The following is an 18090-nucleotide window of genomic DNA, read 5'->3' as shown; positions in this document are numbered from 1 at the left end:
CATTTTCTGACAGTTTCACCGAGCTGGAATTGTGTCGGCAGCGGACAGTCCGGCACCGTGCTTCACTACCTAAGGTATGCGTGCTGTCTGAGAAAGGTCGTTGATGTTGGCGCCAATTGTTTTTCTCATCCTCGGATTTATCGGCACGTTGTTCGTGGGCGGTGCCGGAAGATTTCTTTCCACCCGCTTCGTGGACAAAAGGCTTACTCGAGTCGTCGGTTTTTCGATCGCGATCGGCTTTGTTTTCGCTGGCGGATTTCGAGGTGTCGAAACGAACTCCGACCTTCAGCAAGCTATGCTTAGCATCGGGATGGTCGCCGGATTGGGACTCTTATGGTTCCGCTACTTCAAATCGCAGAAAGCCGAACGTTAGGTACTCCTCTAATACAGATAAGCTGACGCTCAACCCATTCGGAGGCGTTCGCTAACCACCCATGAGCGGTCTTCAATGTCACCCGAAGATCGCCACGCTCTGCATTCCGTCGAGCACCTGTTCGCCATCGGCATTCCACAATCGCAGCCGCTCGGAGGAATATCCGTCGCTTGCATGCTGGCTGGCGTTTTCCGACAGCCACCAGCCGTCGCGGGTGGTTGGCTGCGTATCCAGCAGATTGAACGACCAGTTGATCGAGCTGATCGGACCCTGCCGCTGCATCGCTCGCATTGCGCCGGGCGGCAGTACGTCACCGAGCAGGATCAGTTCGCTCACGGGATCGAGGCCTTCGCGGTCCTCCAGCCTGGCCCAGCGGCGCACAACTGGGTCGCCCGGCCCGCGCATTTCTTGGGCGCGGCGGATCTCGAAATTGTGCTGGATGAACACGGGGCCCTTGTCCTTCATCGCGGGTTCGGCTTCCTCGGGAGAGCCGGGCCAGTCCTGTACCGGAGCGGCCTTATGTTCGGCATTGGGTTCGCGCGATGTCCCGAACAGCCAGAAAGCCGTGAGCGTGCATTTGCCCTCGCACCAGATTTCACTACGCACCTGAGCGACATTGCGCCCCTGCCGGACAATCTCGCGGCGTAGTTCGGCGTCCGGCGAGGTTGGTGCGACGAAAGCAATCTGGGCGGCGCGCAGTGGCGGCAGCTCGGGGAAGGCCCTGATCGCGGCTGTATAGGCAACCAGCGCGGATGCGCCGCCGTAAAGCGTGCGGCCTTGCAACCAGTGGTCGAGGTTATCGAAGCGGACATGTCCGCCTTCTGCGGTGATCGGGTCGATCAGGCTGGCAATGGTCATGACCGCTTCATTGCCGCTGACCGGCTTCGCGTCCAGACTGACGTTACGTAAGGCCGTTTGTCCGAAGTCGATTGCCCAAAGTCGATTGCAATGCTTCGGCAGAATCGCTAGTGGGCCGCTTCCCGTCCGAGAGGGCGGGTGCGAGGCCCGATGGCGGAGTGGTTACGCAGAGGACTGCAAATCCTTGCACGCCGGTTCGATTCCGGCTCGGGCCTCCATTTCCTGACGCGTGCTGCGTCTCAGAAGTGCCGCTTTAGCTCAGTTGGTAGAGCACATCATTCGTAATGATGGGGTCAGGTGTTCGAGTCACCTAAGCGGCACCACTTTTCGCAGATAGCGGACAGCCGAAAATCCCTCGCATCCCGATAGTCCAAACTTGAGGACGTGCAGGCGCGAAGCCAGCGTCTTCAATTTCAGCACGTATCGTCGGCACTCAGCGACTGCTTATGCGGCCGTCTTTCCTTCGCATTGGCGAAGGGGCAAGCGAACTTCGCTACCGGGGGGCACCGCCCACGGCCTGATAGAGGCCGACAAGTGCCGTGAGTTCGTCCGCCTTTACCTGCACCAGTGACAGCTCCACACCGAGCAAGGCGCGCTGAGCATCCACCTGCTCGATATAAGGCGTGTATCCCGCGCGGTAACGGTTGCGGGCATGGCGCAGCGCATCGGCTACGGCTGCCTGCTGTGCTTCCAGCGCCGTTTGTTGCTGGTCCAGATTAGCGAGCACCGCCATGCGGTCCTCCACCTCCCGAAAAGCATTGAGGACGGCCGAGCGATAGGCCCATGCGGCCTGGTCGCGCTGCGCCGTCGCCCCGTCCAGCTGCGCCTGCAGTTTTCCGCCCTGGAAGATCGGCGCAAGGATGCTGCCGCCCAGGGACCAGATGCTGATCGGGTCAGACAACAGATCGGACAGTGCAAGTCCGGCAGTCGCGCCGAGGTTGATCGAGGGCATGAAATCGGCGCGTGCCAAACGCATTTTCGCATCGGCTGCGGCAATGCGATATTCCGCTGCGGCGACATCCGGGCGGCGGCGCAGCAATTCGGAAGGAAGGATTGCCGGGAGTGCGGGCTGACGCAGGTTCTCCAGCGTACCTCCACGCTCGATCGCGCCCGGCAGGTCGCCGGTCAGCACGGAAAGCGCGTTCTCCTGGCGCGCGATCTGGGCCTTCAGCTGCGGCACCAGTTGGGCGGTAGCTTGATACTCTGCCTGTGCCTGCCGCAGTTCGAGCTGCGAGGTATAGCCGACTTCGGCACGGTCGCGGGCGAATTTGAGAGCCTCGGCGCGCGCCTCCAGCGTCGCATCGAGCACTTCCAGCCGCTTGTCGAGCGCCAGCAGCGTAATGTACCCGCTGGCGGTTGCCGCGCTTACCGAGAGGCGCGCGGCCTCTTCGCCCGCAGCGCTCGCCGCCACGCCTGCTTCCGCAGCATCCACGCGTGCAGCGTTCCTGCCGAACAGATCGACTTCGTAGGACGCCCTGAAAGCTGGCTGAGCAGCAAGCGTTGCCTGGCCCTGTCCGAAAGGTGAAACCTCGCGCCGGATACCGCCTTCGACGCCGGCACCGACCGAAGGGAGCAGGTAGCCGCGCGAACCCAGTTCGGTCGCGCGCGCTTCCTCCACGCGGGATGCTGCTATCTGCACGTCGGAATTGTTCAGACGCGCCCGTTCGACGAGGCGCGAGAGCTGCGGATCGCCAAAGGCGTTCCACCAGTCCTGCTCCACCGGTGCTGTCCCTTCCGGCATCGTGCGCCATTCTGTCGGCGGAGACACTGCGGCGCCGAGCGGAGCATCCTGCAGCGTGGGCGCGCAGGCGGACAGAGCGAGGGCGGATGTGGCCAGAAGGGCGAGGGGTTTGCGCATCACGATCAGTCCTGCGTGTGGATGGTAGCTACGACGGACATGCCCGGGCCAAGCCGCTCGGCCGCTTCCTGGCCCTTGTCGAGCACGATGCGCACTGCGATCCGCTGGGGCACCTTGACGAAATTGCCCGCCCCGGTGTCCGGCTTGACCAGGCTGAATTCGCTGCTGGCGGCAGGCGCGATGCTCTGGACGCGGCCTGTGAGTTTGGCGTCGCCGAGCGCGTCGACTTCCAGCGTGGCGCGCTGGCCAACTGCCATCTTCGCTGTCTGCGTTTCCTTGAAATTGGCGACCACCCACACGTCGTCAGGTACGATATACATGAGCTGGGTTCCGGCAGTGACCAGCTGCCCCACGCGTGCGGTGACTTCGCTGAGGCGGCCCGAACGCGGGGCGCGTATCTCGGTGCGCGAGAGTTCGAAGTCTGCCAGCCCCTTCGATGCCTCGGCCCCGGCAACCTGCGCTTCGAGCGCGCCGCGCCCGACGTTGACCGACCGGACGTTTTCAGCCGCGATGGCGCGCTGCGCCTGTGCCTGACGCACGCCGGCCTGTGCTTGCTGCAGCGCCGCGCGGGCCTGGTCGCGTTCGCGCAGCGACACCGAGCCTTCGTCGACCAACTCCGCAATGCGGTTCATGTCGGCCTGCGCTTTCTGCAAGCCCGCACGTGCGGCTGCCACGGCGGCGTCCTGCAGTTCGAGCTGAGCCTGTGCAGAGCGCAGGCTTTGCGCGCTGTTGGCAAGCGTTGCCTGCTGTGCTGCGGTGTTTGCCGCGCCTTGCAGGACCTTTTCCTGAAACGGCACGTCATCGATCCGGGCAAGCAGTTCGCCCTTTTCTACGCGCTGGAAGTCGAACACTGGAACTTCGACCAGATAGCCGCCGACCTGCGGGCTGACGACGGTGGTGCGTCCGCGGACATAGGCGTTGTTGGTGGTCTCGTCGCCGCCGCTAAAGGGGGGGAGGTCCCAAGCGAACAGCGCGGCGAGCACGCCAAGTAAGATGACCACAGCAGCAAAACCGATGCGGCGGCGCGAGGGATTGGGCGACCACCCCGTTTCCTGTTCGGGGGCGGGAGTATCGTTCGAGAGGGTTTCGGCGTCGGTTTCAGCCTGCGTCGATTGTGTCATTGCCTAGTCCTTGCGAGCATGGCCTCCATGAAGGCCAATTCCTTTGCGAGCGGGTTTCGCCCGCGTATCTTGTTGATGAACCACGGCACGAAGACGGCGGCGAAGGTCACCGCTGACAAGGTGCCGATAAGGAAGAAAACATCGTTGAAGGCTAGCACCGCAGCTTCGCGGCCCACTTCCCGCGAGATGCTCGAGGCCGCAGCCTGCTGCTGCAGCGCGGGATCGGACTGCAGCGGCGCGGCGCTCCGTGCGGCATTGCTGAGCGCCTGACCGAGCTGCTGGTTGGCAAGCGTCAGCGTGCTCCCCGCATCGATCAAGTGCGTCTTCAGGCGCACGGTGTGGAAGGCGGATAGCAGCGATATACCCGCGAGCCCGCCCACCGATTGTGAAAGCGAGAAGACCGCGATGAAGCTGATTACATAGCTCTGCCCCGCGGCAAGCGCGCGCAGCATGCCTTCCATCATGATCGGCCCCATCGCGAAGACGGCACCGAAGGCGATGGCGGCCTGCGTCAGGTAGAGATCCTGCGGCCGCGTCATAGCCCCGGTCCGTGTATCGGCAAATGCTGCTATGCCGATAACGAGGATTGCGAAGAGAACCGGACGGGTCAAATCTTTGGGATCTAGGCGCACGACCGATAGCGCCATGCCGGCAAGGGTCGCACCGGCAAGTATCCAGAAGTAGTCTGTCAGCTGTTCGTTTCCGTAACCGAGCGCGGCGAACATCCCGCTTGCCCCGAAGCCCTGTTCGGCGACAAGAATGCGGACGGTCGCGCCGATCAGCGCAAGGGCGAGGATCGAGCGGCTCGAAAGCCAGCTAAGGTCCAGCATGGGGCTCTTGCGGTTGGCCTCGATCAGGAAGCACCCGCCGAGCCCGAGAATGGCGATGACGAGTGCATAGCCGAGCCACGGCGTATCCCACCACTGGATGCGGCCCTGGATAAGGAAGGCGCACAGGGCCGCGACGCCGATGATAAACAGCGTGATGCTCGGGATATCGAGCTTTTCGAAGGTCTGCTTGCGGATACCGGGCGGCAGGCGCAGAAGGTAAACCATCCCGAACCCCAGCAGCGAGAGCGCGAATTGGAACTGGAACACATGGGCGATGTCGCCGTCCACCAGCAGGGCGGGGGACAGCGCGCGGGTCAGCGGGAAGGACACCTGCGTGAGGCCCAGCGATATCACCAGTCCGCCGACCCTCAAGGCTGGAGGTAAGCCCTGCATCAGATAATAGATTGCGAGCGCCGACAGGCCGCTCGCCGTGATCCCGGCGACCGCACGCGCAGCAAGCTCCGGATAATAGCCGGGGCCGATCATCTGCACGAAATTGGCCGCGACGAGCCCCGCCATGGCCCAGCGCACGAACGGCTGGATGCCGAATTCCTGCCGTACGCGGAACAGCAGCATGCTCATTGTGGCATAGGTGGAATAGAAGGCCACCGTCAGCCAGCCGGCTTCGACCGGCGTCAGCGCGAATTCGGCCTGCAATGCGGGCGAATTGGCGAGCAGGAAGCCGTTCTGTGCGCCGCCCACCAGCGCCATGAACACGCCGATCGCGAGATAGGCTGCGCGGCGCGCCGGAGGATGGTCCGGATTGGCCGGGGAGCCGGGTAGGATCGGCATTTCGTGCGGCTTGAAGCGGTAACCGTCCGCCGTGTCGATCAAGGTGGCGCGTTGCGTCATAGCGCAAGCGATCCCTCGACGAGCGTGGCTTCGAGCGCCGCGGCGAACTCGGTATCGTCCTCAATGCCATCGACGAGCTTGCCGAGGCGCTCGCGCCGGGCGACCGAGCTGGCAGCAGAGTATATGAAGTTGGCGACCTTGAACTGGAGATGCGCGGGGACGTCTGGCCGCTCGTGCGCTGCGGCCTGCGCAAGTTCGATGAAGTGGCGGTGGAGCGGCAAGGAGAGCGTGTCGAGCAGCCACTGCGAACGATCGCTGTTGATCGTGATGTCGCGCAGCAGCAGACGCGGAACTTCCGGCCGATCAAGAAGGTAGGCGAGGAATGCGCGCGCCGAATGGCCCAGCCGGTCGTGCGCGGTGCTGTTCTCCATGTCATCCAGAGCGCTCTCCAGCGCCTCACGCAAATCCTTGCCCGCCTGCATTACGATTGCCTTCCACAAGCCGTGCTTGCCGCCGAAGTGGTAAGAGATCAGGGCCACGTCCACACCGGCATCAGCCGCGATTTCGCGCAGCGATGTCGCCTCGAACCCTTGTGCGGCAAAGCGTTGCAATGCGGCGCAAGCGATCGCACCGCTCGTATCGTCGTCTGTTTCTTTAGGGCGTCCACGCCCGCGCCGTTCAGTCAATATCCGTTCCTTGTGCGGCGCAACATAAGGCGAGGAACAGTTATATTCAATGGCTGTTGAATTAGTCGGCAAGCGGGCTCGTCCAGTGCGTGCGATCGACCCTTCGCTTCCGTAGTGATCTAGGCCCGCATACGGCTTCAGTCCACGCAGAACGTGTTTCTTGAAACCGACGCGAAGCCCGCGGGTTGCAGTAGCGAAGCGACGTGAAATGACGCCGCATTTCCCACTCTCAAAAAAGGACTAGCCTCATGAAAATCCTCATGGTTCTCACCAGCCACGACGAACTTGGCGACACCGGCAAGAAGACCGGCTTCTGGCTCGAAGAATTTGCAGCGCCCTATTATGTGCTCAAGGACGCGGGCCATGACGTCACGCTGGCGAGCCCGGCTGGCGGACAACCGCCGCTCGATCCGAAATCCGACGAACCCGATTCGCAGACCGAGGCGACCAAGCGTTTCAAGCAGGACGAAGACGCGCAGGCACAGCTCGCTACCACCGAAAAACTCGGCGGAATCGATATCGCGAAATTCGACGGCGTATTTTATCCGGGCGGGCACGGACCGCTGTGGGACCTCGCCGAAAGCCCGGTGTCCAAGGCTATCATCGAAGGCACACTTGCTTCGGGCAAGCCAGTGGCTCTCGTTTGCCATGCACCGGCCGTCCTGAAGAACGTGACTTCCCCCGACGGGAAGCCGATCGTGAACAACCGCAAGGTAACCGGCTTCACCAACGAGGAAGAGGAAGCCGTCGGCCTGACCGACGTGGTGCCATTCCTGCTCGAAGATGTGCTCAAGGAGCAGGGCGGTAACTTTTCAAAGGCAGGCGTCTTCGAAGTCTACGTCGTGGAAGATGGCTTGCTGATCACTGGCCAGAATCCACCCTCGAGCGAGCGGGCAGCGGAAAAGCTGCTCGAAGCGCTCGCTGCTGCGGAATAACCGCAACTGGTGTTTCCAGCCGAGCTTGAAGGCTTTTTAGCCAGACAAGCTCGGCCGGTTTCCCGGCAAACGACACCAGCCACGAAATCGGCACAGCACAGCTCACGTTGGGAGCCGAGGCCGGATGTTTCGCGGTTGACCCCAAGGTCGCGAAACGCCCCCAGCTCTGGAGAGAAATCGGGACCCGGGCGAAAAGAATTTCGAATTTCGTGGATGCCCGTCCTTCTCGAAGAGGGGCGGCGCCAGACTGCAGAACACACTGCAATTGCTGACAACTCGCACTCTTGCTTAATTCGCGCCCGTCGCTACCAATGTCGAGGTGTGGCTGCGGCGATATTGGGCAATAATGTTCACGGGCAGTGGCCTCGCATAATTCAAACCGGAATATCCGGTTTTCGGGCGCGCTATGAACGACGGTGAAGCAAACTGCTTCGACGGAAAGGTGTGCCCGAGCAAGAATGTCCGATATTTTCATATCCTATGCGCGTTCGACAGAACCGGTTGCCAAGGAAGTCGGAGAGCAATTGCGTGCTGCAGGCCACCACGTGTGGCGCGACGACGAACTCCCCGCGCATCGTTCCTACAGCGACGTCATCGAAGAGCGCCTGCAATCGGCGAAGGCCGTACTGGTATTATGGTCGGCCGAGGCGGTTCGGTCGCAATGGGTCCGCGCCGAGGCGGATATTGCGAGGGAAGCCGGAACGCTCCTTCAAATGAGCGTCGATGGCACCACGCCTCCGATCCCGTTCAATCAAATTCAATGTGCCGACCTCGCTGACTGGTCGGGAGCTCCCGATCATCCCGGCTGGCGCAAGGTCCTCGACAGCGTGACCTCTCTGGTTGGAGCCCCCGTTGTTGCGGCGGAGGTTGCGCCGGTTAAGCCGCGCTCCGACCGCAAACGCATCATGGTGCTTCCCTTCCAGAACATGAGCGGCGACAACGAGCAGGAATACTTTTCGGACGGCATCTCCGAAGACATTATTACCGACCTTTCAAAGGTTTCTTCCCTCGATGTCGTTGCGCGCAACCAGGCCTTTTCCCTGAAGGGGAAGGGCATCGATATCGCGACGTTGGGCGAGGACTTCGAGGTCAGCCACGTCGTCGAAGGAAGCGTGCGCAAGGCCGAAGGGCGCGTACGCATCACTGCCCAGCTCATCGATGCGGAAAACTGCAATCAGGTTTGGGCAGAGCGCTACGACCGCGAACTCAAGGACATCTTTGCGCTTCAGGACGAAATTTCCAAAGCAATTGTGTCGGCCCTGCGCCTGAAATTGCTCCCGAAGGAAAAGAAAGCGATCGAGAAGCGCGACACCTTGGATTCCGATGCTTACAATCTGTATCTCAAAGCGCGCCAATATTGGATTACGGGCAACGACAGCGATTATCGCCCACTTGAGATTGTGGTCCGTATTTGCCGGCAAGCCACGGCAATCGATCCAAACTATGCGAAGGCTTTAGGCCTCATGGCGCTTGCCCAGGCGCGCTTGCTGATCACCTACGATCAGGAAGTCGACCCGCACCCTGCAGCGGACAAGGCGCTCGCGCTTGATCCCCAACAGCCCGAAGCGCACTGCGCCAAGGCCATGATTGACGGAGCAGCGGGCAATCACGAAAGCGCTAATCGGCACATGGAACTGGCGCTTGAAGTCGACCCTGAAAGCTTCGAAGTGAACAAGGTTGCTGCCCGGATCGTGTTCCAGCAGGGCAAGATAGCCGAGGCCATTCCTTACTTCGAAAAGGCGGTTGGCCTGGTCGAAGGCGATTACCACGGCACCGGAATGCTGCACACTTGCTATACGGCAATCGGAGACGCCGAAAATACCAAGCGCGTGGCAAAAATGACCGTGGAACGCTGCACACGGGCCTTGGAGAGCGACCCGGGCAATGTGGCTGCCCTGGCGTTCGGTAGCGGCACTCTTGCGGAATTGGGCGAACGCGAAAAAGCGCTTCAATGGGTAGACCGCGCCATGCTGCTCGATCCGGACAATCTCATCATGCGGTATAATCTGGCCTGCGCGTTGACGCGTTCGCTAAGCGACAACGAGAAAGCGATCGAGTTGCTGGGGCCGTTCTTCGAGCGTGTTGGTCCGACGCATATTGGCCACGTCGAGGCTGACCCTGACGTCGACCCTCTACGGTCCGATCCGCGTTTTCAGAAGATGGTTGCTGACGCAAAAGCGCGTTCCGGCGAGCAATCGCAAACCGCGCAGACCTGAAGAACCCTTGATCTTTTAGCCGTCACAGGCTCTGACGGGTGCCGGTTTGAATGCTGGCCCCTGCAGGAGTCCCTAGTCCATGAATCTTGAGTTCACCCCCGAAGAGATCGCCTTTCGTGAAGAAGTTCGCGAATTTATTTCCGAGAGCTATCCCGCCGAACTGGGCGACTTTGGAATGCGCGAAGACATGTCGCCGGAAGACATGGTCGCATGGCACAAGATCCTTGGAGAAAAAGGGTGGTCGGTCCCGGCCTGGCCAGTGGAATACGGCGGAACCGGCTGGACGCCGACGCAGCGATACATCTGGTCGGAAGAAAACGCCCGTATAAACGCGTTCATGCCGCTACCGTTCGGCGTCTCCATGGTGGGACCCGTGATCTATACCTTCGGCAATGAAGAGCAGAAGGCCAAACACCTGCCGGGCATCCGCAGCGGTGATGTCTGGTGGTGTCAGGGCTATTCGGAACCGGGGGCAGGTTCCGATCTGGCATCTCTCAAGACAACTGCAGTGCGCGACGGCGATCACTACGTGATCAACGGCCAGAAGACATGGACCACGCTCGCGCAGTATGCGGATTGGGGCTTTTTCCTGTGCCGCACCGATCCCGATGCAGCCAAGCCGCAAGAAGGCATCAGTTTCATCCTGCTCGACATGAAGACACCCGGCGTCGAAGTGCGCCCGATCAAGTTGATCGACGGGGGCTACGAGGTCAACGAGACCTGGCTGACCGACGTGCGCGTGCCTGTCGAGAACCTCGTGGGCGAAGAAAACAAGGGCTGGACCTATGCCAAGTTCCTCCTCGCCCATGAACGCAGCGGGATTGCAGGGGTCGCTCGCTCCAAGCGCGGAGTGGAGAAGCTGCGCGAAATTGCCGCTAATGAAACGATCGATGGCGAACCGCTGATCAGCGATTTCGAGTTTGCCCGCAAAGTAAGCCAGCTCGAGATTGATCTGGCCGCGCTCGAAATCACCGAACTGCGCACGCTTGCCGGAGAGCAGGCGGGCAAGGGACCGGGGCCGGAAAGCTCGATCCTCAAGATCAAGGGCACCGAAATCCAGCAGCGCCTGACCGAGCTCACACTCGAGGCGGTCGGCAGCTACGGAACGCCGTTCTATGGCGATATCGGTGCCGCGCCGGGCGGTGCAGGTTCGAACCAGTACCCCATCGGGCCTGACTATGCCCACCATGCTGCCGCGACATATTTCAATATGCGCAAGACCTCGATCTATGGCGGCTCAAACGAAATCCAGCGCAACATCATCACCAAGATGATCCTCGGCCTTTAAGCCCGCGAACCAGACCCGGAGAGACACAGTGGACTTCAACTTCACCGAAGAACAGGAAATGGTACGCGACGGCCTTTCGCGCCTGGTGCGCGAACAATACGATTGGGAAACGCGCCGCAAAGCAACTGAAAGCGATGCTGGATGGCGCCCGGAAATATGGTCGCAGCTTGCCGAACTTGGCATCCTGGGAATGCCGTTCAGCGAGGAAGATGGCGGCTTCGGCGGCGGTGCGGTCGATGCGATGGTGGTCATGGAGGAATTCGGCAAAGGCCTGGTGGTCGAGCCGTTCGTGCCGACAGTCGTATGCGCAGGCGGTTTCCTGAAGCACGCCGGCACTGACGCGCAGAAAGAAGACCATCTCTCTGCAATCATCGATGGAAGCCGTGTGTTCGCGTTTGCTTATGCCGAGCCGCGCGGCCGATATGATTATGCGGATCTGGGAACCACCGCGAAAAAGGACGGCAGCGGTTATGTCCTGAGCGGCCACAAGGCAGTCGTGATCGGCGCACCCTGGGCCAGCCACCTGATCGTTACGGCGCGCACATCGGGTGACCGCCGCGACAAATCGGGGGTGAGCGTTTTCATCGTCGACAAATCATCCGCTGGCATAATTACCCGGGACTACTCCACGGTCGACGGACGCCGGGCTTCCGAAATCTATTTCGAAAATGTCTCGGTGCCGGCTGACGCACTTATCGGCGAGGAGGGCGCTGCTCTCCCGCTTATCGAGCGCGTGACCGACGAAGCGATTGCCGCCCAATGCGCAGAGGCCTGCGGTGCGATGAAGGTCGCCCACGCGATGACCGTCGAATACTCGCGGCAGCGCAAGCAGTTCGGCGTGGCAATCGGTTCATTCCAGGTGCTCCAGCACCGGATGGTCGATATGTACACGGAGTACGAGCAGTCGGTATCGCTGACCTATCTCGCCACCTTGCGCCTCGATGCGGACGAAACAGAGCGCAAGCGCGCTGTTTCTGCGGCCAAGGTCGGTGTCGGTAAGGCGGCGCGATATATCGGTCAGGAAGCTGTTCAGATTCACGGCGGAAACGGCGTCACGGATGAATATGCTATCGGTCACTATTTCAAGCGGCTGACCATTTTCGACTCCGAATTCGGCAATATCGACCATCATCTGAAGCGGCACATGGCGCTGGCGTGAAGGCAGCGGCACAGCCGCACGTCTCTGCATTCCAAGGATTTTTGCTGTTTTGATGTGCACGGGATGATAAGGCGCTCCCTTGTGGAGGGTTCGTGAGGCTGCTTTCTGGATCGGGACTGCTGATGGCGCTGGGCGCAGCTATTGCTCTGCCAGCCTCGGCTGCACGTGCCCAGGAACAGGGCATCCAGGCAGATCCCGCAGAAGGATTGCCGGAGCCCGAGGCGCGCCCGCTCGCGATCGATTTTACCGATGATCCCGTGCTCGCGCTTGCCGATGCGACGGCAGACGCCGAAGCTTTTCGGACAATTGTCGTAGCGGCGCTCGAAGAAAGCCCGACCGGGCGCGAAGCGCGTGCACTGGAAGAAGTAGCCGACGCCCGGCTTTCCGAAGCGCGCAGTGCCTACATGCCCACAGTCGATCTTGGCGTGACCGGGTTCACTACGCTGGAACGGAACTTCACCGACGATCCGAGCAACTTTCTCGAGCGGTCTCGACCGCGTGAACGCGTCGATTTCAATCTCAACTATGCGCATACGCTCTGGGATTTTGGCGCCATTGATGCCTCTGTGAGGTCCGCGACGGCAAGATTGCGAGCCGCCGGATATGACCGCGAAGCGCGCACCAGCGAGGTTGCAGGGGACGTGACATCCGCGTGGACACAGGTGTTTGCTTTCCAGTCGCTCGAGCGTCTGCTCGAAGGCTACCTGGCTGCGCAGGACGGACTGGCAGCAGCAGTCGAAAAGCGGATCGAACGCGGCGTATCAGCCGAAGGGGATAGGGCACGGGTCGCTTCCTTGAAGGCTCAGGCCATGGTTCAGCTCGCTCAGATCACACGCCGCCGCGCCAGCGCCGAAGCGCGGTTCCGCCAATTGAGCGGTACGCAAGCGCCTGAAGGCCTGCTCCGCCCGCCTATCCTTGATGCCACCCAGATATCGCAGGAATATGCTGCCCTGGCGGCCGAAACGGCGCCGCAGGTCAAAAGCGCCCAGGCGGTAGCCGATGCGCGCGATGCAGATGCAGATGCCGCTGGAGCACAGAGACTGCCACGCCTGTCCGCGCGGATCGACAGTGCGCGGTATGGCTTCACGGAGCCCAGCCGCAAAGATTACGACACGCGCGCAACGCTGGACCTGACGTGGCGCATATTCGGCGGGGGCGTGTGGGAGCGCGCCCGTGCCGCCGGTGCGGAAGCCGATGCGGCAGATGCCGTGGCCGACCGCATTCGCGAAGAAGCGATCCGCGACGCGGAAATCGCGTGGTCCGACGTGCAGGCCTTGGAAACCCAGCTCGCAGCACTGGAAGATGCGTACAAGGCGTCACGCCAATCGCGCGACATTGTGGTGGCCAGGTTCGGAGCCTTGCGGGGAAGCCTGTTCGACGTTGCCGACGCGCAGAACGTCTATCTAGATGCTGCCAGCGCTTACATTCAGGCGCTGACCGAGCTTGACCAGGCGCGGTATATCCTGCTCCTGCGGACCGGACGGTTGCTCGACACGCTCGGGCTCGAACAAGGGACTGCTACATAGTGAGCGACAATACGCTCGTCGAAATGCCGGACAAACGGATTGCTGATTGGCTGTGGCAGCCGATCAGGCGCAATTGGCGCACCTATTCGAAAGTTGCGATTGCAGCGGCGCTGATCAATCTGTTCGGCCTCGCCAGCGCATTGTTCACGATGACGGTTTACGACCGCGTCGTTCCAAACTCTGCCTTCGGCTCACTGCTCGCCTTGTCGATCGGGCTGGGCGTCATCATCCTGTTTGATTTCATCCTGAAGCTGCTGCGCGCATATTTTGTCGATTTCGCAGGGACGCGGATTGATCAGGAAGTGGGCGAAGACGCGTTCGATCGCTTGCTGGCAATGCGGCTCGAGCTTCGCAGGGGGTCCACCGGCCAGTTGACCGGCATGATCCGCGAACTTGAGACAATTCGCGACTTTTTCGCCTCGGCTACTTTGGTCGCTGTGGTCGATCTGCCGTTCATTATCATTACCCTGATCGTCGTGGCCGTGATTGGCGGCTGGGTAGTATTGGTGCCGGCCTTGATGGTGCCATTGGTCGTTCTCGTCGGATTGGCGGCACAGCCGGCGCTCCAGCGGATCGCGGCCAAGACATTCGGCGAGGGCTTGCTCAAGCAGTCCGTGCTGATCGAGACGGTCGGAAGTATTGAACACGTCAAGGTTTCCGGGGCGCACGACATGCTCAAGCGCCGATGGCGCGATGCGGTGCAGGAACATTCGCGCAGCAATATGCGGCAGCGGCTGATTTCCTCGATCGGGACCACTTTCGCCACATCCGCCGGAGTTATCTCCTACGCTGGCGTTGTTATTGTCGGCGTCTTCGCAGTGGCGGCGAACAATCTGACGCTGGGCGGCCTGATCGCTTGCTCCATCCTTGCTGGCCGCGCCATCGCACCGCTCGCGCAGATATCTCAGCTTGTCGGGCGCATTACCGCGACCCGCACGGCCTATCGGCAGGTCCGTATTTTGATGGAGCAGCCCAGCGAAGGCCCTGAAAGCGAGCCTCTCCAACCGGGCTCGACATCAGGTTCGATTGAACTGCGGGACGTGACCTTCCAGTACCCCGACACTTCTACGCCAGCTCTGGAGAAGGTGAATCTCAAGATCGAGCCGGGCGAACATGTGGCCCTTCTCGGCCGGGTTGGGTCGGGCAAGTCAACTGTCGCTCGAATGATCCTCGGGCTGTATCCGCCGCAACAAGGCATGGTCCTGATTGACGGTCTGGATGTTGCGCAATTCGATCCGTATTCGATGCGCGCCCAGATCGGCTCGATCCTGCAGGAACCGGCTCTGTTTTCAGGCTCGATCCGCGAAAATATCGTTCTCGAGCGTCCCTTTATCGATGATGACGAGATGCTTCGCGCCTCGCGTCTTTCCGGGACCGACCAGTTTGTTTCGCGCATCGCCAATGGCTACGATCTCAAGCTGGTGGACCGGGGCGAGGGCCTGTCGGGCGGGCAACGCCAGTCGGTCGCGATTGCGCGGGCGTTGGCAGGCAAACCCCCGATCGTGGTCATGGACGAGCCGTCGAGCGCTATGGATGCGCAGTCGGAAACCGGCCTCATCGAACGGCTCGAAGGCGATCTCAAAGGGCGTACGTTGATCGTCATCACGCACCGCCAGCCGTTGCTGAAGCTGGTCGACCGGATCATCATCCTAGATCGCGGCAAGGTCATTGCAGATGGCCCGCGCGATGCTGTGCTGGCAAAGCTGGCGAAGGGAGGGCAGCAGCCGTGAATCTGCCGATCCAATCGCAATCCGAACCAGAGCTTGCCGGAGAGGACCCGCCCGAGCGCCATATTGAAGACTGGATCGACGAGATCGAGCCCGGACGCGCCTCGAGATGGCTGTTCTGGGGCATCACGTTATTCTTCATCCTGTTTCTGCTGTGGGCGGCGATTGCAGAAATCGACCGCACCGTGCGCGGCATGGGCCGGGTTGTCTCCAGCAGTGACCTGCAGGTCATCACGAGCCTTGAGGGCGGGATACTCGAAGAAATCCTGGTCGAACCCGGTGACGAAGTGGCGCAGGGCGCACCGCTTCTGAGGCTCGATCCGACTGAAACAGGCGCGAACCTCGGAAGCAATACTTCGGCGGCGGAGGCCCTCGACATGAAGGTGGCACGGTTGACCGCCGAGATTGGCGGCCGCGCTCCGCGCTATCCGGCTCCGGCCGATGCCGAGGCCGCGCGCCAGTTAGAAGTCGAGCGCGCTCTCTACTCGTCGCGCCAGTCCGCTTTGCGCAGCGCATTGTCGGCAGGACGAGCCCAGCTTGAGCGGGCGCGACAGGGTGTCAACGAGGCGCAGGCAGCAGTAGCCTCCAGGCAAAGCACGCTCACCCGGACCGAGAACGAACTGGCCATGGTGCGGCCGCTCGTCGAGAACGGGATCGAGCCCCGGCTCAGCCTGACGCGCGCCGAGAGCGATGCTTCGAGCGCGCGTAGTGACCTGGCAGGCGCACGAGCCATGCTGGCCAGTTCGCAGGCGCAGGTCGCCGAAGCAAATGCGAACCTTGCCCGCATCCAGCAGGACTGGCGCGAGCAAGCGGCAAGCGAACTCGCGATTGCACAGGCTGAACTCGACTCGCGATCCAGTTCGATTACGGCTCTGCAAGACCGGTTCGAGCGCACGGTCCTGCGTGCACCGACAAAGGGCCTTGTCAGCCGGGTTCTTGTTTCGACGCGCGGGAGCGCAGTGTCCCCCGGCGAGCCATTGGTCGAGCTCGTGCCCGGCGACGACACCCTGCTGATCGAAGCGCGGATTGCACCGCAGGACATTGGCAATGTCCGGATCGGGCAGAAGGCGAAGATCGGCATTACCGCGTACGATCAAACGGTTTACGGGTCTCTCGATGGCGAGGTTACGAATATCTCCGCCGACTCGATCCAAGATCCACAGACCGGTGAAATCTACTACGCGGTGCGGGTGACAGCACAGGAAACCCTGACCGGGCCAGGAGGACAAGAACTGCCCATCGGTTCTGGCATGATCGCCGATGTTAGCCTGCTCGGCGATAAGCGCACGGTGCTGCAGTACATTCTCACGCCAATCACGCGCCTCAGCGAAACCGCGTTCCGCGAATAGGGTTCAGCACATGGCAAGGCCGCGTGCGCCATCGATTGCTGCATGATCAGGATGCTCACTCCCTTAGCCGCATTGGCGATTGCCGGTTGCGTATCGCAAGCTGTCCATGGAGAAGGGCGGACCATGACCACTGACGTTATTTGCCAATTCGACGACCCCAGCCACGCTGGAGCAAGTGCCGAGGACGTTTGCACCATGTTCGCAGAACAGGTCGCGGAAGCGGCCCCGGGCAAGCGATTGGCTATCACGATCAAGGCGCCCACATCGCGCCAGGCTGAAGCTATCGTGCGCGATGAAGACGGCGCAGTGATCGCCGAGAATCAGTTCGACGTCATGGACACTCAGCTTAGCCATTCGACGTGGGAAGATTTCGCGGCTGCAACTGCCAGGGCAGTTGCCAAGCAAGGCATTTAGGGTCGCCTAAGCGGGCAAGTCACATCTCCGCCCAGATTTGCCCGACCCGGTAGGTTGCGGAAAACTCATCGCAAGGTCGCGCCCCCACACGGCTTCCGGCCAGGAACATCACCGCAAGGACCAAGTCCACCAGTCTCGAAACCGCGTTATTCGGCACGGTGAAGAAGCCGGACACAGGGAATAGGATCAGACCGCGTCGCCAGACAAAGTTCAGGCTGAGCGGTCTTCGAGGCCGCCGCGGTCGACAATTACAACTTCTCGGCGTGAGGGGAGGTCGATCACGTTCTCGCTGCGCATTTTCGACAGCTGACGACTTACGGTCTCGATGGTGAGGCCGAGGACATCGGCGATCTGCTGGCGCGAAAGCGGCAATTCCATCTGGCCAAGACTGCCGACATCCGCGCCGCACGTACTCGGCGCCAATCGGTCCGCCATCTCCAGCAGAAACGTCGCTACTTTCTGCTCTGCATTCATCCGGCCCAGCAGCAACATCCAACGGCGCGTGCGGTCCAGTTCCGCCAACGTCCGTTCGAGGAGCTTATGCTCGAGCCGCGGATGTTCGCGTGCAAACCGGTCAAAATCCGTCCGCTGGAATGTGCACACCAGTGCCGGGGTCAGGGCTTCGACCCCATAAGGTGTTTTCTCGCCGAACGGCCGGCCGAGAAAATCCGATGGATAGGCCAGGCCAAGAATCTGCTCCTTGCCTTCCGCAGTCTGGGTCGAGAGTTTCAGCAGGCCTTCGACGACATTCGCGACGACAATCGCGTCATCGCCTTCCCATAGCAGTTGTTCGCCAGCTTCGACCTTGCGCCTGCGGCCGATCGAATTGAGGGCCTGGAGTTCGCCCGGATCAAGATCGGCGCAGATCGCCCGATTGCGTACGGCACAGGCCTGACAGAAATTCAGGGTCGGTTCGGACGGCGAGATATCCATTAGTCCCGGTTACCTTTCGGCGTCA

General features: G+C 61.4%; 15 protein-coding genes and 2 tRNA genes. 11 read left to right on the top strand and 6 right to left on the bottom strand.

Translation table 11 applies throughout. The features are described from left to right. The first annotated feature begins 103 nt into the window (after positions 1-103). Positions 104-373: a hypothetical protein gene (locus K3166_RS10215; protein WP_221422130.1), complete on the top strand. Its 270-nt coding sequence runs from the start codon at positions 104-106 to the stop codon at positions 371-373. A 78-nt stretch (positions 374-451) separates the two neighbouring features. Here K3166_RS10215 and K3166_RS10210 read toward each other — a convergent pair whose 3' ends face one another. Further along, complete coding sequence (locus K3166_RS10210; RefSeq protein ID WP_221422129.1) at positions 452-1231, bottom strand: acyl-CoA thioesterase; 780 nt, start codon at positions 1229-1231, stop codon at positions 452-454. Between the two features lie 144 nt (positions 1232-1375). Here K3166_RS10210 and K3166_RS10205 point away from each other — a divergent pair. Both K3166_RS10205 and K3166_RS10200 read left to right on the top strand, forming a co-directional pair. Beyond that, positions 1376-1449 (top strand) — tRNA-Cys (locus K3166_RS10205). 29 nt (positions 1450-1478) lie between these two features. Next, positions 1479-1554, top strand: a tRNA-Thr gene (locus tag K3166_RS10200). A gap of 170 nt (positions 1555-1724) precedes the next feature. Here K3166_RS10200 and K3166_RS10195 read toward each other — a convergent pair. From K3166_RS10195 to K3166_RS10180, 4 genes are read right to left on the bottom strand one after another with little or no spacing between them, the layout of a single operon-like run. Then, positions 1725-3089 (bottom strand): efflux transporter outer membrane subunit, encoded by a 1365-nt coding sequence (locus K3166_RS10195; RefSeq protein WP_221424066.1) that lies wholly within the window; start codon positions 3087-3089, stop codon positions 1725-1727. Between the two features lie 5 nt (positions 3090-3094). Next, a complete protein-coding gene (locus tag K3166_RS10190; RefSeq protein WP_221422128.1) occupies positions 3095-4210 on the bottom strand; it encodes an HlyD family secretion protein in 1116 nt (371 codons plus the stop codon). Then, positions 4207-5892 (bottom strand): MFS transporter, encoded by a 1686-nt coding sequence (locus K3166_RS10185; RefSeq protein WP_221422127.1) that lies wholly within the window; start codon positions 5890-5892, stop codon positions 4207-4209. Before K3166_RS10185 ends, K3166_RS10190 begins: the two co-directional genes overlap by 4 nt. Next, on the bottom strand, positions 5889-6518 hold the full coding sequence (locus K3166_RS10180; RefSeq protein WP_221422126.1) for a TetR/AcrR family transcriptional regulator: 630 nt from the start codon (positions 6516-6518) through the stop codon (positions 5889-5891). The genes K3166_RS10185 and K3166_RS10180 overlap by 4 nt, the downstream gene beginning before the upstream one ends. Before the next feature lie 248 nt (positions 6519-6766). On the opposite strand from K3166_RS10180, the gene K3166_RS10175 reads away from it, so the two are divergent. From K3166_RS10175 to K3166_RS10140, 8 genes are all read left to right on the top strand, one after another. After that, positions 6767-7453: a type 1 glutamine amidotransferase domain-containing protein gene (locus tag K3166_RS10175; RefSeq protein WP_221422125.1), complete on the top strand. Its 687-nt coding sequence runs from the start codon at positions 6767-6769 to the stop codon at positions 7451-7453. Between the two features lie 458 nt (positions 7454-7911). Then, positions 7912-9669, top strand: a complete 1758-nt coding sequence (locus K3166_RS10170; protein ID WP_221422124.1) for a TIR domain-containing protein — start codon at positions 7912-7914, stop codon at positions 9667-9669. Positions 9670-9748: 79 nt separating this feature from the next. Continuing rightward, entirely contained in the window at positions 9749-10957 is a 1209-nt protein-coding gene (locus tag K3166_RS10165) for an acyl-CoA dehydrogenase family protein (RefSeq protein WP_221422123.1), read from the top strand. A 28-nt stretch (positions 10958-10985) separates the two neighbouring features. Beyond that, on the top strand, positions 10986-12116 hold the full coding sequence (locus K3166_RS10160; protein WP_221422122.1) for an acyl-CoA dehydrogenase family protein: 1131 nt from the start codon (positions 10986-10988) through the stop codon (positions 12114-12116). Positions 12117-12208: 92 nt separating this feature from the next. Beyond that, positions 12209-13642 carry a TolC family protein gene (locus tag K3166_RS10155; protein WP_221422121.1) on the top strand — a complete coding sequence of 478 codons (1434 nt, stop codon included), beginning with the start codon at positions 12209-12211 and terminating at the stop codon, positions 13640-13642. Then, complete coding sequence (locus K3166_RS10150) at positions 13642-15372, top strand: type I secretion system permease/ATPase (RefSeq protein ID WP_221422120.1); 1731 nt, start codon at positions 13642-13644, stop codon at positions 15370-15372. The genes K3166_RS10155 and K3166_RS10150 overlap by 1 nt, the downstream gene beginning before the upstream one ends. Then, positions 15369-16718, top strand: a complete 1350-nt coding sequence (locus tag K3166_RS10145) for an HlyD family type I secretion periplasmic adaptor subunit (protein WP_221422119.1) — start codon at positions 15369-15371, stop codon at positions 16716-16718. Before K3166_RS10150 ends, K3166_RS10145 begins: the two co-directional genes overlap by 4 nt. 123 nt (positions 16719-16841) lie before the next feature. After that, positions 16842-17132: a hypothetical protein gene (locus K3166_RS10140; RefSeq protein ID WP_221422118.1), complete on the top strand. Its 291-nt coding sequence runs from the start codon at positions 16842-16844 to the stop codon at positions 17130-17132. Positions 17133-17342: 210 nt separating this feature from the next. Here the strand turns inward: K3166_RS10140 and K3166_RS10135 are convergent, their stop codons facing one another. Further along, the gene (locus K3166_RS10135; protein ID WP_221422117.1) at positions 17343-18065 is read right to left on the bottom strand and encodes a Crp/Fnr family transcriptional regulator; all 723 of its coding nucleotides are present in this window, start codon (positions 18063-18065) and stop codon (positions 17343-17345) included. Positions 18066-18090: the final 25 nt, after the last annotated feature.

Source organism: Qipengyuania psychrotolerans, from assembly GCF_019711355.1.
GTDB classification, from domain to species: domain Bacteria; phylum Pseudomonadota; class Alphaproteobacteria; order Sphingomonadales; family Sphingomonadaceae; genus Qipengyuania; species Qipengyuania psychrotolerans.
Note: the sequence above shows the minus strand (reverse complement) of the source record. Positions and strands in the feature narration are given on the sequence as shown.